General features: G+C 70.1%; 15 protein-coding genes and 1 tRNA gene. 13 read left to right on the forward strand and 3 right to left on the reverse strand.

From position 1 onward, the window contains the following. Nucleotides 1-33 precede the first annotated feature (33 nt). Entirely contained in the window at nt 34-1,239 is a 1,206-nt protein-coding gene (locus tag RCH12_RS02330) for an acyltransferase family protein (RefSeq protein ID WP_327015935.1), read from the reverse strand. A gap of 134 nt (nt 1,240-1,373) precedes the next feature. After that, a complete protein-coding gene (gene acs / locus RCH12_RS02335; protein WP_327015936.1) occupies nt 1,374-3,335 on the reverse strand; it encodes an acetate--CoA ligase in 1,962 nt (653 codons plus the stop codon). A 700-nt stretch (nt 3,336-4,035) separates the two neighbouring features. Between acs and RCH12_RS02340 the strand changes: the two genes are divergently transcribed. The 5 genes from RCH12_RS02340 (at nt 4,036) to RCH12_RS02360 (ending at nt 7,499) form a co-directional block, all read left to right on the forward strand. Continuing rightward, nucleotides 4,036-5,178 carry a TadA family conjugal transfer-associated ATPase gene (locus tag RCH12_RS02340; protein WP_327015937.1) on the forward strand — a complete coding sequence of 381 codons (1,143 nt, stop codon included), beginning with the start codon at nt 4,036-4,038 and terminating at the stop codon, nt 5,176-5,178. Beyond that, a complete protein-coding gene (locus tag RCH12_RS02345; RefSeq protein WP_327015938.1) occupies nt 5,175-6,239 on the forward strand; it encodes a pilus assembly protein in 1,065 nt (354 codons plus the stop codon). Before RCH12_RS02340 ends, RCH12_RS02345 begins: the two co-directional genes overlap by 4 nt. 318 nt (nt 6,240-6,557) lie before the next feature. Beyond that, on the forward strand, nt 6,558-6,758 hold the full coding sequence (locus RCH12_RS02350; protein ID WP_327016009.1) for a DUF4244 domain-containing protein: 201 nt from the start codon (nt 6,558-6,560) through the stop codon (nt 6,756-6,758). Next, nucleotides 6,739-7,140, forward strand: coding sequence for a TadE family type IV pilus minor pilin (locus tag RCH12_RS02355; protein WP_327015939.1), 402 nt, complete (start codon nt 6,739-6,741; stop codon nt 7,138-7,140). Before RCH12_RS02350 ends, RCH12_RS02355 begins: the two co-directional genes overlap by 20 nt. Further along, nucleotides 7,137-7,499, forward strand: coding sequence for an Rv3654c family TadE-like protein (locus RCH12_RS02360; protein WP_327015940.1), 363 nt, complete (start codon nt 7,137-7,139; stop codon nt 7,497-7,499). Before RCH12_RS02355 ends, RCH12_RS02360 begins: the two co-directional genes overlap by 4 nt. Nucleotides 7,500-7,558: 59 nt before the next feature. On the opposite strand, the gene RCH12_RS02365 is transcribed toward RCH12_RS02360, so the two are convergent. Then, nucleotides 7,559-7,819, reverse strand: coding sequence for a hypothetical protein (locus tag RCH12_RS02365; RefSeq protein ID WP_103432653.1), 261 nt, complete (start codon nt 7,817-7,819; stop codon nt 7,559-7,561). Between the two features lie 261 nt (nt 7,820-8,080). On the opposite strand from RCH12_RS02365, the gene topA reads away from it, so the two are divergent. The 8 genes from topA to RCH12_RS02405 all read left to right on the forward strand — a co-directional run bounded on the left by topA (nt 8,081) and on the right by RCH12_RS02405 (nt 18,139). Further along, nucleotides 8,081-11,119, forward strand: coding sequence for a type I DNA topoisomerase (gene topA / locus RCH12_RS02370; RefSeq protein WP_327015941.1), 3,039 nt, complete (start codon nt 8,081-8,083; stop codon nt 11,117-11,119). 20 nt (nt 11,120-11,139) lie between these two features. Next, nucleotides 11,140-11,760, forward strand: a complete 621-nt coding sequence (gene tmk / locus RCH12_RS02375) for a dTMP kinase (protein WP_088455188.1) — start codon at nt 11,140-11,142, stop codon at nt 11,758-11,760. A 362-nt stretch (nt 11,761-12,122) separates the two neighbouring features. Continuing rightward, complete coding sequence (locus tag RCH12_RS02380; RefSeq protein ID WP_327015942.1) at nt 12,123-13,367, forward strand: DNA polymerase III subunit delta'; 1,245 nt, start codon at nt 12,123-12,125, stop codon at nt 13,365-13,367. A 47-nt stretch (nt 13,368-13,414) separates the two neighbouring features. Then, on the forward strand, nt 13,415-14,947 hold the full coding sequence (locus RCH12_RS02385; RefSeq protein WP_327015943.1) for an alpha/beta hydrolase: 1,533 nt from the start codon (nt 13,415-13,417) through the stop codon (nt 14,945-14,947). 3 nt (nt 14,948-14,950) lie between these two features. Then, complete coding sequence (locus tag RCH12_RS02390; protein WP_327015944.1) at nt 14,951-15,583, forward strand: TetR/AcrR family transcriptional regulator; 633 nt, start codon at nt 14,951-14,953, stop codon at nt 15,581-15,583. 52 nt (nt 15,584-15,635) lie between these two features. Further along, nucleotides 15,636-15,708, forward strand: a tRNA-Thr gene (locus RCH12_RS02395). Nucleotides 15,709-16,124: 416 nt separating this feature from the next. Further along, entirely contained in the window at nt 16,125-17,417 is a 1,293-nt protein-coding gene (locus tag RCH12_RS02400; RefSeq protein WP_327015945.1) for an alpha-amylase family glycosyl hydrolase, read from the forward strand. Between the two features lie 236 nt (nt 17,418-17,653). Beyond that, nucleotides 17,654-18,139: an aminoacyl-tRNA deacylase gene (locus RCH12_RS02405; protein WP_327015946.1), complete on the forward strand. Its 486-nt coding sequence runs from the start codon at nt 17,654-17,656 to the stop codon at nt 18,137-18,139. The last annotated feature ends 66 nt before the right edge of the window (nt 18,140-18,205 follow it).

Here is an 18,205-nt window from a genome sequence, read left to right on the forward strand (position 1 = left end):
AGCACCTTCCCAGAGCGTTTTTCGGTGCTTTTCTCACAGCTCGCGACTTTGTCGTACAGCCTCGGGGCGCGGATGCGCGGCCGAGAACCTGGCGCCGACCCGACCCGCCAGCGTCTGCGCGGGCAACTCCACCCATCGGTACATCAGCTGGGCAAGCACCAGGCTCAGCGGCACCGAGACCAGCGCGCCCCACCACCAGTGCTCCGGCCCGAACAGCTGCGCGAAGGTCACCACGATGGGGAAGTGCACGAGGTACAGGCTGAAGCTGATGGTTCCGAGCCAGGCCAAGAGGCGCCCGCTGAGCATCCGCTGCACCGGTGGCCACAGCGCCACGGTCGCCACGATCAACACCGCGCCCGGCACCCGCAGCGACAGGCCCACGCTGTTCCACGGCTCGGTCAACGCCGGCCGCAGCAGCCAGTACGCGATGAGCAGCACCGGCCCGAGCACGGCGATCGCCGCCCAGGCCAGGGTGCCGCCGCGCCGACTGACCAGCCGGGTCGACCAGGCCAGGAGTGACCCGTGGTTGGCGGCGAGCAGGGCACCCAGGCCGAACGCCGGCAGGTACATCAGCGGCTCGATCTTGAGCAGGTACCCCGCGGTGGACGTGGCCAGCAGCAGCGCCACCCAGGCCAGGGTCCACCGGCGGGTGGCCACGGCGAAGATCACGCCGATGGGCAGCAGCAGCGAGAACCACATCTCCCAGGCCAGCGACCAGAGCGGCGGGTTGACGTCGGGCCGGCCGGTGAAGCCCAGGATGCTGGCTTCGCGCAGCAGGTTGCCGATGCCGAGGTCGGGGCTGCCCTGCTTGGCCATCCACGCGCCGCCGGCGCCGGTGCGCGGCACGAGCAAGATCCACGCGGCGGCCAGGCCCACCGAGACGACCACCGGGATGGCCAGCCGGACGATGCGGCGCGGGTAGTACGCCAACCAGTCGTAGCCGGGTGCCTCCGCAGCCGGCCGGGTCCACTGCAAGCGTCGCAGCGGGGTGAGCACCAACACGAACCCGCTGAGCACGAAGAACACCAGCACGAACTCCGGGCCGGCGAAGAGGATCTTCAGCGGCGACAGGGTGACCCACCAGGCGGGGGAGAACACGGCCACGTCGGCGCTGGAGGTGTACGCGGCCGAAATCGACGGCGCGGTCATCGACACGTGGTGCACGAGCACGATCACGGCGGCGACCCCGCGCAGGGCGTCGAGTCCGCCCATCCGGGTGCGGGAGTTATCTCGAGACATTTGGCCCACGGTATGGGGCGTTCGTGAACGTTTACTCCGAGCGCACCCGCCCGAAGGCTCGCGAACTGTGAGAAAAGCACCTTCCCGGGCGTTCGGAAGGTGCTTAACTCACAGTTCGCGAGCGAGGAGCGCGGCTAGCGCATGCTCTCCGAGATGATCTGCATGATCGAGGTGTCGGCGAGGGTGGTGGTATCGCCGATCTCGCGGCCCTCGGCCACATCGCGCAGCAGCCGCCGCATGATCTTGCCCGAGCGGGTCTTGGGCAGCTCGTTCACGATGTGGATCTCCCGCGGCCGGGCGATCGCCCCGATCTGCAACGTCACGTGCGCGCGCAGCACGGCGCTGATGTCGGCGTGCGACGCCGCATCCGTCTGGCTGAACTTGATGATCACGAACGCCACCACGGCCTGCCCGGTGGTCTCATCGTGCGCGCCCACCACCGCGGACTCGGCCACCATGGGGTGCGCCACCAGCGACGACTCGATCTCGGCGGTGGACAGCCGGTGCCCGGAGACGTTCATCACGTCATCGACCCGGCCGAGCAGCCAGATGTCGCCGTCGCGGTCGAGCCGGGCACCGTCGCCGGCGAAGTACAGCGGACCGTTCGGGGCATCCTGGAACTTCTCCCAGTAGGTCTCGATGAAGCGCTCCGGGTCGCCCCAGATGCCGCGCAGCATCGACGGCCACGGTTCGGTGACCACGAGCAGGCCGCCGTTGCCGTGCCCCACGTGCTCGCCGTCTTCACCGATCACGTCGATGGAGATGCCGGGGATGGCGACCTGCGCCGCGCCGGGCTTGGTCTCGGTGAGGCCGGGCAGCGCGGAGATCATGATCGCGCCGGTCTCGGTCTGCCACCAGGTGTCCACCACCGGGGTGACGTGGTTGCCGATCACCTCGCGGTACCACATCCACGCTTCCGGGTTGATCGGCTCACCGACAGAGCCGAGCAGGCGCAGGCTGGTCAGGTCGAACTTCTGCGGCTCCTGTCGGCCGATTTTCATGAACGTGCGGATGGCGGTGGGCGCCGTGTACAGGATGCTCACCTTGTGCTTCTCGATGATTTCCCACCACCGGCCGGGGTGCGGGGTGTCGGGGGTGCCCTCGTAGAGCACCTGGGTGGCGCCGTTGGCCAGCGGCCCGTAGACCACGTAGCTGTGGCCGGTGATCCAGCCCACGTCGGCGGTGCACCAGAACACGTCGGTCTCGGGTTTGAGGTCGAAGACGTTCTTGTGGGTGAAGGCCACCTGGGTGAGGTAGCCGCCGCTGGTGTGCAGGATGCCCTTGGGCTTACCGGTGGTGCCGGAGGTGTAGAGGATGAACAGCGGGTTCTCGGCCGGGAACGCCTGCGCCTCGTGCTCGCCGGAGACGGCGGCGAGCTCCTCGTGCCACCACTTGTCGCGTTCGTTCCACTCCACGTCGCCGCCGGTGCGGTTCACCACGAGCACGGTGCGCACCGAGGAGTCGCCGCTGGCCAGGGCCGCGTCGACCGCGGGCTTGAGCGGGGTGGCCCGGCCCTTGCGGTAACCGCCGTCGGAGGTGATCACGACCACCGCTTCGGCGTCGTCGATACGGGAGCGCAGGCTCTCGGCGCTGAAGCCGCCGAAGATCACCGAGTGCACGGCGCCGATGCGGGCCACGGCGAGCATCGCCACGACGGCCTCGGGGATCATCGGCAGGTAGATGGCCACCCGGTCGCCGGCGCGCACGCCGAGGCCGAGAAGCACGTTCGCGGCACGCTTGACCTCCTCGGTGAGCTCTGCATAGGTGATCGAACGGGTATCGCCCGGCTCACCCTCCCAGTGCAGCGCCACCCGGTCGCCGTTGCCGGCGAGCACGTGCCGGTCGAGGCAGTTGTACGCCACGTTGAGCTCGCCGTCGTCGAACCACTTGGCGAACGGCGGATTGGTCCAGTCGAGGGTGCGGGTGAACGGTTTGTGCCAGTGCAGGAGGTCGCGGGCCTGCTCGGCCCAGAAACCAAGCCGATCTGCTGCGGCATCCGCGTAGAGAGCCTCGGTCGCCACTGATGTCGCGGCAAACTCCGGAGACGGCGGGAATCGGCGGGTTTCGTGGAGAAGATGGTCGATTTGCACGCTCATGATGGTTCGCTCCTTTGCGAGTTCAGGCGGTGGCGGGGCGCCGCGGCGGACCCGTCCCTGAACCCTACACGGCGGATACGCCCGTTCCGAGGACAAATTTGCCCGGAAGAACGGCCGGTTTTCTGCTCTGGATATTTTTGAAATCGTGCTCTCACGGGCTCATATTTTCGTGTCCTCATTTAGGGGGACCCGGAGGACTTGCGGATCTGATTTTCCCAAGTATGCTTATCAATGTCTGAACGAAAGTTTTGACCTGTGGTGTGTTGGTTCCCCCCAATCAACGCACTGCCGAGGCGGCACCTGTTCCCCCCAATAGGTGCCGCCCCCCTCTTTTAACAGCACGCTCTGCGCCTCTCAACGACGCACCCGTGCTTTCCCCGCCCGGCTCTGGCGCCCCCCGCGTGAACCGTGCAAACTGCGTGACCCGCTGTACCGCAATATCGCTGTATCGGCCCCCTCCAGGCAGAACCGTTGCCCGGCCGGACAACTGCGCCCCGCACACCGGGCGCAGAAGTCCGTCCGGGCAACAGTTGTCTCTGCACCCTGCCCGCTCCCGCCTCGTCGGTCGAGCTTGTCGAGACCCCGTGGCGCGCGTGTGTGCCGTGCACCGCCGCTCCTCCACAGCCCCGTCCTCACCGACCACCGCACACCACCGGATGCGCCACGGTGCCCGCACCCGCCCGCCCGCTAACGTGCCCGCATGCCAGAGCCCTTCGTCGCGGTGCCCTCCTTCCTCAACCGGTCCAGCGCCCTCACCGTCAGCACCGACCCGAATCGGGTAACGTCCGGGGGAGAGCGGCCGCAGCCCTCCTATCCAGACACGTGGCTGGACGCGGAGACAGACCCACCTCGCGACCGCGCCCTTGACCGCAGCCTCGACCCCATCCCGCCGCTACCTCCCCGCACCGACCTCTCCGTGCTCGGTCCGCTCAGCCGGTTCGCCCGCGACCCCGCCGTCACCGACCTCTTCGTGAACGGGGATGCCGGCCTCTGGCTCGACGCCGGACGCGGGCTGGTACCCGCGCCGGACTGGCACGGCGACGAGCGGAGCATCCGTGACCTGGCGGTGCGGCTGATCGCCCTGGGCGGCCGGCACATCGACGAAGCCAGCCCCTGCGTCGACGTGCGGCTGGCCGACGGCATCCGGGTGCACGCCGTGCTGCCCCCGGTGTCGAGCACCGGCACGCTGCTGTCGATTCGGTTGCCGCGAACCGAGCGGCTCAGCCTCGACGCCCTCGCCGCCGGCGGCCTGTTCGGCCACGGTGAGGACGCGGCCGCCCAGCTGGGCCGGTTGCGCGCGGCGGTGCTCGACCGGGAGCACCTGCTCGTGACCGGTGCCGCCGGCAGTGGCAAGACCACCCTGCTCGCCGCGTTGCTCGGCGAGGCGCCCGCGGCCGAACGCATCGTGGCCATCGAGGACGTCGCCGAGCTGCGCATCAACCACCCGCACGTCGTGGCCCTGGAATCCCGGCAAGCCAACCTCGAGGGCGCCGGCCGCATCGGCCTGGACAGCCTGCTGCGCGAGGCGCTGCGGATGCGTCCGGACCGGTTGGTGCTCGGCGAGTGCCGGGGCGTGGAGATCCGTGAGCTGCTGGCCGCCCTGAACACCGGCCACGACGGCGGCGCCGGCACCCTGCACGCCAACTCCCTCACCGACGTGCCCGCCCGGCTAGAGGCGCTCGGCGCGCTCGCCGGGATGAGTCCGGCGGCGGTGGCCCGGCAAACCGTGAGCGCGATCGGGCTGGTGCTGCACCTCGAGCGCCGGGGCGGCCGGCGGCGCCTGGCGCAGGTGGGCCGGTTCACCCTCGACGCCGCCGAGCGTCTCGCGACGGTGCCCGCGTGAGCCGCCGAGGCGCCGCTCCGCCGCCGCCGATCGAGGAGGTGGCCCGCATCGCCGAACGGCTGGCCGTGCTGCTGTCGGCGGGGGTGTCGCCGGTGTCGGCCTGGGACTACCTGCTGCCGCCCGGGCCGGCCGGCCGTGCCGAGCCGTTTGACCCGTCGGTGGTCGACCGTGCCGGGCCACCGGCGCCGCCGGCGGCGCGGGGGACCCGCCGCGTGAAGGCCCGGGCCGATGCCGAGCGGGCGCAGCACAGCATCCTGGCGGCCGCGGGACGCGCCGCCCGCAACGGCGACGACGTGGCCGACGCCATCGCGGACGCGGCCGCCGGGCTCCCTGACCAGCTGGGCGACGCGTGGCGGGCCCTCGCCGCCGCGTGGGACGTCGCCACCCGGGCCGGTGCACCCCTGGCCGGGTGCCTGCGCGACCTGGCCGCCGCGTTCCGGGAGCTCGGCCAGCTGCACCGCGACCTGACCGTGGCCCTCACCGGCCCGCGCGCCACGGCCCGACTGGTGATGGTGCTGCCCCTGGTGGCGCTGCTGTTCGGCAGCCTGATGGGCTTCGACACGCTGCGCACCCTGTTCCTCACCGGCCCAGGGTTGGCCTGTCTCGCCGCGGGGTGCCTACTGATGGTCGGCGCCGCCCGCTGGAACCGGTACCTGGTTGCCGCCGCCGGCCGCCAAGGGCCCGCGCCGGGACTAGAGCTCGACCTCACCGCCATCGGTATGGCCGGTGGCGGGTCGCTCGACCGGGCCCGCGCCAGCGCGCGGCGCAGCGCCGAACGGTTCGGCCTGCGCGCGATCGGTGTGACCGACTCCGCCGACGTGGTCATCGAGCGAGTGCTCGACCTCTCGGCCCGAGCCGGGGTGCCGGCCGGTGAGCTGTTGCGCAGCGAGGCCGCGCAGGCCCGGCGGGATGCCCGCACTGCGGGCCACCAACGCGCCGAAACCCTTGCCGTGACCCTGATGATCCCGCTAGGAGTGTGTGTGCTCCCGGCGTTCATGCTTGTCGGTGTCGCCCCGCTGCTGCTCAGCGTGCTCGTCGCCACCCTCGGCAGCGTCGAGTGACGGTGCTCGGGTGCTCCCGCCCTGGTGAACTCGGGCGCTCCTCCACAGGCTGCCGTTTCGAACTTTTGTGCACCGATGGGCTGCCGTCGTTGATGCGCCGGGTGTCGCCGCGACAGGCTGGCTGCACTCGCGCCGCTTGCACCGCGTCTTGTACGCGAAAGGAGATCCATCATGACCACCCTCAGCAGCCCGCCCGCCCCGCCGACAGAGCATCACCCGCAAGCCGAGGAGAGCACCGGAAGCGCGGCGGCCGCCGACCGTGCCGCCGCTCCGCTACGGCACGATCCCAGCGCGGGTACCGGAATACCCAACGCACTCGTGCGCACCCGCGCGGTGCGGTCCAACAGCATTCGCGCCCTCCTGCGGTCGCGTGACGATCGCGGGGCGGCCACCGCCGAGTACATCGTGGCTACCATGGCGGCCGTCGGGTTTGCCGGCTTGCTCATCGTCATCCTGCGCGGTGACGAGGTGCGCGGCATCCTCACCGAACTGGTGCGCAGTGCGCTCACGGTGGGGTGACCGAGCCGCGGCACGGCTGGCACACCGACTCCACCGGGACCGGGGCAGCGTCACGGCCGAGTTCGCGGCCGTGCTGCCCGCCGTGCTGGTAGTGCTGGCCTGCTGCCTGGGTGCCGTGCAGGTGGTCGGGCAGCAGGTACGCATTACGGATGCCGCCGCCGACGTGGCCCGGCTGCTGGCCCGGGGCGACGGCGCGGGTCCGGCATCCGGGCTGCTGGCCGCGGTGGCGCCCGGCACCGCGCTCGCCGAGGAACGCCAGGGGGAGTTCGTCTGCGCCCGGCTCAGCGCGCCGAGCGCCTTCGCGCCGTTCGCCGCCGCGGGCCTCACTCTCGCCGCCCGGTCCTGCGCTCTCGCCAGCGACACTGCGAGCGACGACCCGTGACGCGCCCACCCATCCGCCGGCCTACCTCTGCTCGCGAGCGGGGATCCGGTTCGGTGCTCGCAGTCGCGCTGCTCGGCACGCTCGTCACGATGACCGCCGTGCTCGTGCCGCTGCTGGCCCTGCTGCCGGTCAGTCAGTCCGTGCAGGGTGCGGCGGATGCGGCGGCGCTCGCCGCGGCCGACGTCGCCTCCGGCCTCATGCCGGGCGTGCCCTGTGCCACGGCGGCGCGGGCGGCGGAGCTGAACGGGGCCCGCCTGGTCACCTGCTCGGTGGACGGCCTGATCGCCACCGTGGCGGTGTCCCGCACGGTGGGCGCATTCCCGATCGGTTCCCGGGCGCGGGCCGGCCCGGCGCCCTAACGATGGTCAGGCCAGTCTTCGAGCTCGCCGCCAGAAGTGCAGCATCCCCGATCGCCGGGCTAAGTGGTCGCCGGGGGAGTGTCGAAGAGCGCCTCGAGGTAGCGGTAGTCCACGGCGGAGGGCTTGTCGGGATGCTCGGTGGAATCGAACTCGAGACCGGCGGCGCGTGCATAGAGGTACCGCTTGCCGGCTGCGTCGGCGGGTATCTCGATTCGCGGCCGGGGATCCCCGGATTCGAGGAACTCGGTGGTGACGGTTTTTCCTTCGAGGGGGCCGTCCGTCAGTTTCGCGGTGTACGTGCCCTGCGCTGCAGTAACCATGTCTCTATTGTGCGGCTGTGCTCCGCGGAGGCAACCCCTAATCCGCAAACCGAGGCTCACCGGCCGCGTGTCGGGCGATGCCGCCGCGAATTCCGCGAACACATGTGCACACTCGTTTCAGCCTTGCCCTGCGCCGTGAGCGAGCTACCGTGGAGTCAATTCGGGGCACTCCCGCGCCGTCACCGTCGGCGCGCACTCGATTCCTGTGTGTATGGTGTGGCTTGGTCGTTTCACAGACCGTTACCTATAAAGAGGAGTCTGGTGCCAGGCACTAAGAAGCTGGTCATTGTCGAGTCGCCGACCAAGATGAAGTCGATCGCCGCCTATCTGGGCGACGGATACGAGGTTTTGTCGTCGGTCGGGCACATCCGAGACCTGATCGAGCCCAAGAATCTGCCGCCGGAACTCAAGAAGGGCCCGCTCGGCAAGTTCTCCGTCGACGTCGACAACGGCTTCGAACCGTATTACGTGGTCTCCGACGCGAAGAAGAAAACCGTCAGCGACCTCAAGCGGGCGCTGAAGAACGCCGACGAACTCCTCCTCGCAACTGATGAGGACCGCGAAGGCGAGGCCATCGCGTGGCACCTCCTGCAGGTCCTGCAGCCCAAGGTTCCGGTCAAGCGGATGGTGTTCCACGAGATCACCAAGGACGCCATCATCGCGGCCACCCAGAACACCCGCGACCTCGACACCGCCCTCGTCGACGCGCAGGAGACCCGGCGCATCCTGGACCGCATCTACGGCTACGAGATCTCGCCCGTGCTCTGGCGCAAGGTGGGCCCCGGCCTGTCCGCCGGCCGCGTGCAGTCCGCCGCCACCCGTCTCGTCGTCGACCGCGAACGTGAACGCCTCGCGTTCGTGTCCGCCGGCTACTGGGACCTCATCGCCCAGCTCGTTCCCGGCGCCTCCGCCGAGAACGGCTTCCAGGCCAAGCTCGTGCGCCTCGGCGGCGAACGCATCGCCACCGGCAGCGACTTCGACGACACCGGCAAGCTCAAGCCCAAGGTCGTCGCGGCCACCCTCGACGAGGCATCCGCCCTCGCCCTGGCCGACGCCCTCAAGGTGCCCGGCGTGCCGATCACCGTCACCAAGGTCGCCTCCAAGCCCTACCGCCGCAGCCCCGCCGCGCCGTTCACCACCTCGACCCTGCAGCAGGAGGCCGCGCGCAAGCTGCGCTTCACCGCCCGGCAGACCATGAGCGTGGCCCAGTCGCTGTACGAAAACGGGTACATCACCTATATGCGTACCGACTCGCCGTCGCTGTCGCAGCAGGCGATCACCGCCGCCCGTAAGCAGGCCGCGTCGCTGTACGGCGCCGAGACCGTGCCCGCGAACCCGCGCCTGTACAAGGGCAAGAGCAAGAACGCGCAGGAGGCCCACGAGGCCATCCGCCCGTCCGGCGACACCTTCCGCACCCCGTCCTCGCTGTCCAGCTCGCTGCGCGGCAACGACTTCAAGCTCTACGACCTGATCTGGAAGCGCACCGTCGCCAGCCAGATGGCGGATGCGACCGGTTCGACCGCGTCGGTGACCATCGCCGCGGGCCCCACCGGCCAGGCCGCGCACCCCGCCGCCTCCGAGGCACTCGCCGAATTCGCCGCCAGCGGCACCGTCATCACCTTCCGCGGTTTCATGCTCGCGTACGAGGAGTCCAGGGACGAGGAGCGGAACGCCTCCACCGACCCCACCGAGTCGAAGCTGCCGCCGCTGGAAGAGGGCCAGACGCTGACCCTCGTCGAGGTGGAGGCCAAGGGCCACGAAACCACCCCGGCCGCCCGGTACACCGAGGCCAGCCTGGTGAAGAAGCTCGAAGAGCTCGGCATCGGCCGCCCCTCCACGTACGCGTCGATCATCTCCACCATCACCGACCGTGGCTACGTCACCCCGCGCGGGCAGGCCCTGATCCCCAACTGGATCGCCTTCTCCGTGGTGCGGCTGCTCGAGGAGTTCTTCACCGACCTGGTGGAATACGACTTCACCGCCGAAATGGAAGACGACCTCGACCGCATCGCAGGCGGCACCGCCGACCGGGTGGACTGGCTGACCAGCTTCTACTTCGGTTCGGAGAAGCACCGCGGCCTGCGCCAGGTCGTCGACAACCTCGGCGAGATCGACGCCCGCTCGATCAACTCGATCCACATCGTCGATGACATCACCCTGCGCATCGGCAAGTACGGCCCCTACCTCGAAGTCGCCGACCCCACCGCCGACCCGGATGCCACCCCCCGCCGGGTGAACATCCCGCCGGATCTGGCACCCGACGAGCTCACCCCTGCCAAGGCCCGTGAACTCGTGGATGCCCCGGTCGTCACGGACCGCGTCATCGGCGTGAACCCGGACAACGGCAAGGAGATCGTCGCCAAGGACGGCCGCTTCGGCCCGTACGTGACCGAGCTCGAGCCGCCGGCGGACACCGACGGTCCCGGCGAGTCCATCGACCCGCTCACCGGCGAGGTCACCTCGCTGGCCGACGCCGGAGCCCCGGCAGCCGCACCCGCTGCCGCCGCCAAGCCCAAGCGCAAGACCCCGGCCAAGAAGGCCGCCGCCGCGGTGAAGCCGCGCACGGCGTCGCTGTTCAAGTCCATGGACCTGGCCACCGTTGACCTCGACACCGCGCTGGCGCTGCTGAACCTGCCGCGCGTGGTGGGCCTGGACCCCGAGACGCAGACCGAGATCCTCGCCCAGAACGGCAAGTTCGGCCCGTACCTCAAGAAGGGCGTCGATACCCGGTCGCTCACCAGCGAAGACCAGATCTTCGAGATCGACCTGGCCGGCGCCATTGAGTTGTACGCGCAGCCCAAGTACGGCGCCCGCCGTGCCTCCAGCGCGCTCAAGGACTTCGAAGAGCCCGACCCGGAGAGCGGCAAGGCCATCAAGATCAAGGACGGCCGGTTCGGCGCCTACGTGACGGATGGCATCACCAACGCAACCATCCCCAAGGCCGAGAGTGTTGACGAGGTCGACTACGAGCGCGCCGTGCAGCTGCTCGCCGACAAGCGGGCCAAGGGCCCGGCGGTGAAGAAGTCGCCGGCGAAGAAGGCTCCCGCCAAGAAGCCGGCGGCCAAGAAGCCCGCCGCGAAGAAGGCCCCGGCCAAAAAAGCCGGCGCAGTGAGGGCCGGTGCGGTGACCAAGACCGCAGCCAAGCGGGCCCCGGCCAAGAAGACCGGCACGTCTGCGGCCACCCCCGGCGTGCGCGCCGAGCGCACCCCGGAGCAGAAGGCCGCCACCGCCGCGAAGGCCGCAGCCACCCGGGCGGCCAACGCGGCCGCGAAGGCAGCGCAGGCGGCCGCGCAGTCGTGACGGATGCCGTGACGGATGTTGTGAAGCCCGGCCTGTTCATCACCCTCGAGGGTGGCGACGGGTCGGGCAAGAGCACCCAGGCGCAGTTGCTCGGCGAGTGGCTGCAGGCCCAGGGTCGCACCGTGGTGCGCACCCGCGAGCCCGGCGGCACCGAGGTGGGCGTCGCCATCCGCGAGATCGTGCTGCACCACCGCGGTGAGGTGTCGCCCCGTGCGGAAGCCCTGCTGTACGCCGCCGACCGGGCCCAGCACATCGGCACCCTGGTGCGCCCGGCACTGGCCCGCGGCGAAATCGTCATCCAGGACCGCTACCTCGACTCCTCCGTCGCCTACCAGGGCGCCGGCCGGGTGCTCGGCGGCACCGAGGTGCGCGACCTCTCGCTCTGGGCGGTCGAGGGCCTGCTGCCGCACCTCACCCTGCTGCTCGACCTCGACGAGACCGCCGCCCGCGGCCGCCTCGACGCCGCCGACAAGGTCTTCGACCGGCTCGAGGCCGAGAAGGGCGAGTTCCACGCCCGGGTGCGCGCCGCGTTCCTCGACCTCGCCGCGGCCGAGCCCGACCGTTTCCTGGTGCTGGATGCGTCGCTGCCGGTCGACGAACTCGCCGCGCTCATCCGCGCCCGCGTCGCCGCCCTGCTCTAGGGCGTCCCGCACACATACCCGCCCCAAGCGCCCCGACTTGCCGCAAATCCCCCTTTCGCCCGCCAGGAAGGGGCATCTTGCGGCAAGTCGGGAGATTCAGCATCCGTGACTTGCGTGAAAAGTCCCTTGTGCCGACGCCCGGGGGGTGTTTTGCGGCAACTGGGCGGATGTGCGGAGCCGCGAGATGCCCGTTGACGCCCGTTGGAAGGCATCCAGCGGGCCTCAACTGGCAACTCGATGCGCTGCGCGCGGGTGAGATGCCAGTTGGTGCCGCTTCAGGAGCAGCCAAGGGGCTTGAACTGGCATCTCGGCGAGGGAGGCACCCGCACCCGGCTGTCACCGGCGCCGGGTAGCCTTGACGAATGGCAGTGTGGGACGACCTGACGGGTCAAGCAGATGCGATCGCCATCTTCCGTGCCGCCGCAGAGCGCCCGGGAGCGGTCGCCACACTCGAGCGCCCCGACGCCGACACCCATGCCGTCCAGTCGAGCGCTACCGCTACGGATGCCGCCACCGCGACGAGCGCCGCCGCCCGCAGCACCTCCTCCTCAATGACCCACGCGTGGCTGATCACCGGCCCGCCCGGCTCCGGCCGCTCCAACCTCGCCTTCGCCTTCGCGACCGCGCTGCTGAGCCCCGGCACGCCGCAGGGCGACGAGTCCACCCAGAGGCTTGTCGACGCGCGCACCCACCCCGACCTCACCGTGCTCAGCACCGAGGGCGTCATCATCAAGATGGATTCCGTCAAGGAAGCCGTGGCCCGCTCGCAGTACTCCCCGTCGGTGGGTCGCTACCGCGTGGTGGTCGTCGAAGACGCCGACCGCATGGTCGAGCGCACCTCCAACGTGCTGCTCAAGGCGCTCGAGGAGCCGCCGGAACGCACGGTGTGGATCCTCTGCGCCCCCAGCGAGGCCGACCTGCTGCCCACCATCCGCTCCCGGGTGCGCACCGTGCGTCTGCGGGTGCCGAGCATCGACGCGGTGGCCGAGCTGCTCATCCGTCGCACCGGCGTGGAGCCGGCCGTCGCCGAACGGGCCGCCCGTGAGGCGCAGAGCCACATCGGCATGGCCCTGCGGCTCGCCACCAACGCCGAGGCCCGCGCCCGCCGTGAGGAGACCCTCCGCGCCGCCCTCGGCCTCACGGGGGTGTCCACCGCGGTCAACGCCGCTGCCCGACTGCTCGCCATCGCCGGCGATGACGCCAAGGCGATCACCATCGAGCGGGATGCGGCCGAACGCGAGGGTGTGCTGCGCTCGCTCGGCGTGGAACCCGGCCAGTCGGTGCCGCCCGCGCTCCGCAGCCAGATCAAGAACCTCGAAGACGACCAGAAGCGCCGCGCCACCCGCAGCCTGCGCGACGGCATCGACCGCATCCTGGTGGACCTCACCTCGCTGTACCGCGACGTGATGATGATGCAGCTGGGCCGGGACAGCACCATCATCAATCTCGAGCTGCTGCCCGAACTGCGCCGCGCCGCCGGGGCGTGCCCGCCGGCGACCACCGTCGCGACGATGGATGCGATTGCCCTGGCCCGGCAGAGAATTGAAGCCAACGTGGCACCGGCGCTGGCCCTCGAGGCCATGCTGGTGTCGATGATCCGACGGTGACGGCAGTCGCCGCACATGCACAGGATTCACCAGAGAAGAGGAACCCAGTGACCCAGCGCACTCGCGTATTCACGACCATGGCGGCCGCGGTGGCAGTGACGCTCGGCCTGACCGGCTGCGTGACGTGGTTCATGCCCCAGCCCGCACCGTCGACCTCCACGCCCACCGGCGAAAAGGTCGATGCGCCGCTGGATCCGTTCTACAGCCAGGTGCTGCAGTGGTCCGACTGCGACAACGGCATGCAGTGCAGCACGGTGTCGGCTCCGCTGGACTGGGAGGACCCGGCCGCCGGCTCGGTCGACCTCGCCCTGGTGCGCCAACCCGCCACCGGCGACCGGCTCGGGTCGCTGCTGCTCAACCCCGGCGGGCCCGGCGGTTCCGGCTATGAATTCGTCAAGGCATCCGTCGACTACGCGACCGATGCGGCCCTGCAGGAACGCTACGACATCGTCGGGTTCGACCCGCGCGGGGTCGGCAAGTCCTCGGCCGTGGCCTGTTACGAACCGGCGCAGATGGACGAATACCTCTACGGGATCGCCGACGCCGAGCGCGGCAGCGACGCGTGGGTGCAGGAACTGGAGGCCAGCGCCACCGACTTCGCCGCATCCTGCAGCGATGAGACCGGGGCCCTGCTCGGCCAGGTCGACACCCGCAGCGCCGCCCGCGACCTCGACCTGATGCGCTCGGTGCTCGGCGACGCCCAGCTCAACTACCTGGGCTTCTCCTACGGCACCTTCCTCGGTGCCACCTACGCCGAGCTGTACCCCGACAAGGTCGGCCGGCTCGTGCTCGACGGCGCCCTCGACCCGTCCACCAGCAACTTCGAGGTGACCAGCACCCAGGCGCTGGGCTTCGAGAACGCCCTGCGCGCCTACCTCACCGACTGCCTGGCGGGCTCGGCCTGCCCGTTCGACGGCACCGTCGACGACGCCATGGCCACCATCTCGGCGCTGCTGGCGTCGGTGGATGCCAGCCCGATCACCGCCACCGATGGCCGCCAGCTCGGCGCGAACGCGTTGCTCACCGCGATCATCTACCCGCTCTACCAGGCGACGGCGTGGACCAACCTCAGCGACATGTTCGAGGGCGTGCTGCAGGGCAGCGCCGACGGGGCCATGCAGTTCGCCGACGGCTACAACGGCCGCAACCCCGACGGCAGCTACCGCGACAACTCCACCGAGGCCTTCACGGCCATCAACTGCCTGGACTACGCCTACAACGACGACCTCACCTCCATGCGCGCCGAGGCCGCCCAGATCGAGCAGATCGCCCCCACCATCGGCAAGTACATGGCCTACGGCGACATCTCCTGCTCCAGCTGGCCGCACGCCTTCGCCGGGGAGCGCCAGGCCATCCACGCCACCGGCGCGGCCCCGATCCTCGTCGTGGGCACCACGAACGACCCGGCCACCCCCTACGTGTGGGCGCAGAACCTGGCCGAGCAGCTCGACAGCGGGCAGCTCGTCACCTACGAGGGTGAGGGTCACACCGCGTACAACAAGTCCAACGCCTGCGTCAACGACACCGTCGACAGTTACCTGATCGACGGCATCGTGCCCGCGGCCGACCCGATGTGTTGACAGATGGGCGCAGCTGACGAACCGGGCCTGCGGGAACGGAAACGCCTGGCCACACGCCGGGAGATCCAGCGTGCCGTGCTCACCCTCTGCGCCCAGCGGAGCATCGACAAGGTGACCGTCGAGGAGATCAGCCGGGTCGCCGCCATCTCGCCGCGCACGTTTTTCAACTCCTTCGCCTCAAAGGACTCCGCCCTGGTCGGCGACGAGCTGGAGTTGGCCTGCGACGAGGACATCGAGCGGTTCGTCGCCGGCGGACCCTCCGACGTGATGGCCGACCTGGCCGGGCTGATCAGCCGGAGTCTGCAGAACACCGACGGCGACCGGGAGATCCACGAGCTGCGCCGCGCGGTGATGAAAGAGAACAGCTACCTCTTCACGATGCGGATGGCCACGCTGCGCAACTTCGAAGCCGGCCTGCAGCACATCGTCGAGCGCCGGCTCACCGCCGACGCCCCGCACCTCGCCGAGGACCCGCGGGCCCTCGCCCAGCGGGCGCTGCTGGTGACCCTGATCGCCATGGCCGCCACCCGGCATGCCTGGCGGTGCTGGGCCGAAGCGGATGACTGCACCCCGTTGTCGGCCTGGGTCGCCAAGTCCTTCCGTGAGCTGTACACCGTGACCTCCCCGATCGACTAAGCTTGGATGCTGTGTCGCCGCGCGTCTTTCGCAAGGAAGTGTTCGGTCTCACGCCGCCTTAGCTCAGTTGGTAGAGCGATTCACTCGTAATGAATAGGTCATCAGTTCGATTCTGATAGGCGGCCCTCGCTTTCTCCGCAGCTCCCTCCCATCCGTTGGTCGCGCTTGTCGAGACCCCGCGACCCGGTCTGCGGAACGCCCCCGCCCTCATCCGCACGCGTCGGCGCACCCGCGACCGCTCACGGCGCCTCCTGTGGCGCGGCGCGTCCGCTATAGCGGGCGCGAGAGGCGGCAGGAGGTGCGGTGACGAGGGCGAGTGCTGGGCCGGCGCCAATCCCGCAGGCTCTCAACGCCCATGCTGCAATCTGGGTCAGATTGCACGGTCCAGTTCGGGGCCCAAGACCGGGCAGAGCGCGAGCCGGATGCTGCAATCGTGCCGGAGTGTTCGCCTAGGGGGTCGTTGTCGCGACCTGCACCACGCGCATCCAGACGATGGCAACCGGCACCGACCACCACGGTTCAACAGCGATAGGGTCGAGGCGTGCCGAACTGGACCGAACATGTGATCTGGTGGCACGTGTATCCGCTGGGCTTTGTCGGTGCCGACACCACCGGGCAAGACCGCACGCCCACGCACCGGTTGCGGCAGATCGAGTCCTGGCTGGATTACCTGCTCGATCTCGGCGCGAACGGCCTGGCCCTCGGCCCGGTCTTCGTCTCCCGCACTCACGGCTACGACACCACCGACTACTTCGAGGTTGACCCGCGGCTCGGCGACACCGCCGACCTCGACCACCTCATCGCCGAGTGCCACCGGCGCGGCATCCGGGTGATGCTCGACGGTGTGTTCAACCACATCGGCCGGGAGTACGCCCCGCTGGTCACCGCCCTGGCCGACCCGGCCGCGCCCGAGAACGCCCTGTTCCGCCGCACGCCGGCCGGCGAGCTCGTGGGCTTCGAGGGGCACGACGCCCTGGTCACCCTCAACCACGACAACCCGGCCGTGACCGAACTCGTCACCACTGTGATGACGCACTGGCTCGACCGGGGGATCGACGCCTGGCGCCTCGATGCCGCCTACGCGATGCCCGCCGCGTTCTGGGCCGGCGTGCTGCCGCGGGTGCGCGAGCGGCACCCCGACGTGTACGTGATGGGTGAAGTACTGCACGGCGATTACGCCGGCTTCGTCGCCGCATCCGGGGTGGACACCGTCACCCAGTACGAACTCTGGCAGGCGATCTGGCACGCGCTGAACGAGCGCAACTTCTTCGAACTGGACTGGGCGCTCACCCGGCACACCGCGTTCCTCGGCGCGTTTGTGCCGTACACCTTCATCGGCAACCACGACGTGACTCGGCTGGCCAGCCAGATCCAGGACGAACGCCACCACCCGCGCGCCCTGGTGCTGCTGCTCACCCTGGGCGGCACCCCGGCGATCTACTACGGCGACGAGCGCGGGCTGCGCGCCGTGAAGGAACAGCGCGCCGGCGGCGACGACGCCATCCGCCCCGCGTACCCGGCGAGCCCGGCCGACCTGCCGTCCGCCGATCAGGATCCCGTCGCCGCGGCCACCTTTGTGCTGCACCAGGAGCTGATCGGGCTCCGGCGCCGGCACCCCTGGCTGCACACGGCCACGAGCCGGCCGCTCACCCTGACCAACACGGGGTACGTGATCGAGGCGACCGACGGCATCCAGCGTCTGGTGGTGGCGCTCAACCTCGGTGACGAGGCCCTTGCGGTCGCCACGGATGCGGCCGAGCGGCTGGCCGGTGCGGCGGACGCCAGCCCGGCCGGCCACACGGTGCCGCCGCACGGTTGGGCGATCTTCGGCTGATCACGTTCACCGGCCCGCACCCGCTCGGGCCGATCCGGGCCGACTCGGTCTGCGCGGTCGCGGCACACTTTAGTTCTGGTGGCGCGCCCTCTTCCCCGTGGCACAGCTTCTAACCCGGGCCACGAGGAACAACCCGGGCCGCGAGGAACAACCCGCGCCGCGAGGTACAATCCGCGCCGCGAGCATCCGTGGGCCGGGCGGCCTCGGCACCCCCACCCGCGTGGTTGACTTTGGTCATGGCTGACACAGGGCGCGAACGGGTCGAAACGGATGCGCGGGCGCGCGGACTCGACATCGACATCGTCGAGCGCCCCGCCGCCGACAGCCTCGAGAGCGCTGCCCGGCTGCTGGGGCTGGAGCCGGCCGGCATCGTCAAGTCGCTCGTGGTGAAGCGTCACGACGGGGACTACATCTTCGTGCTGGTGCCCGGCGACCGGCAGATCAGCTGGGCCAAGCTGCGCGCCGTGGTGGGCGTGAACAAGCTGTCGCTGCCGCACGAAGACCTCGCTCTGGCTGCGACCGGGTATTCGCGCGGCACCATCACCCCGCTGGGCAGCAGCACCGCCTGGCCGGTGTTCGCCGACGAGCGGATGCGCGGCGCCCGGGTGGCGATGGGCGCAGGGGAGCACGGCTACTCCGCGTTCGTCGACGCCGACGCGCTCATCGCGGCCTACGCGGCCACGGTGGCCGACATCACCGACGAGATCAAGCCGCGCACCTAGGGCCGGCCCCACTCGCGAACTGTGAGAAAAGCCCCGAAAACTGCCTTGGCTGGTGCTTTTCTCACG

The organism is Cryobacterium sp. MP_3.1 (assembly GCF_035984795.1).
GTDB lineage: Bacteria > Actinomycetota > Actinomycetes > Actinomycetales > Microbacteriaceae > Cryobacterium > Cryobacterium zongtaii.

What these genes read in the sequence shown, in the direction of transcription:
- RCH12_RS02330 (WP_327015935.1), bottom strand. Translation starts at nt 1,239, where the DNA reads ATGTCTCGAGATAACTCCCGCACCCGGATGGGCGGACTCGACGCCCTG.
- acs (WP_327015936.1), bottom strand. Translation starts at nt 3,335, where the DNA reads ATGAGCGTGCAAATCGACCATCTTCTCCACGAAACCCGCCGATTCCCG.
- RCH12_RS02340 (WP_327015937.1), top strand. Translation starts at nt 4,036, where the DNA reads ATGCCAGAGCCCTTCGTCGCGGTGCCCTCCTTCCTCAACCGGTCCAGC.
- RCH12_RS02365 (WP_103432653.1), bottom strand. Translation starts at nt 7,819, where the DNA reads ATGGTTACTGCAGCGCAGGGCACGTACACCGCGAAACTGACGGACGGC.
- RCH12_RS02380 (WP_327015942.1), top strand. Translation starts at nt 12,123, where the DNA reads ATGGCAGTGTGGGACGACCTGACGGGTCAAGCAGATGCGATCGCCATC.
- RCH12_RS02390 (WP_327015944.1), top strand. Translation starts at nt 14,951, where the DNA reads ATGGGCGCAGCTGACGAACCGGGCCTGCGGGAACGGAAACGCCTGGCC.
- RCH12_RS02405 (WP_327015946.1), top strand. Translation starts at nt 17,654, where the DNA reads ATGGCTGACACAGGGCGCGAACGGGTCGAAACGGATGCGCGGGCGCGC.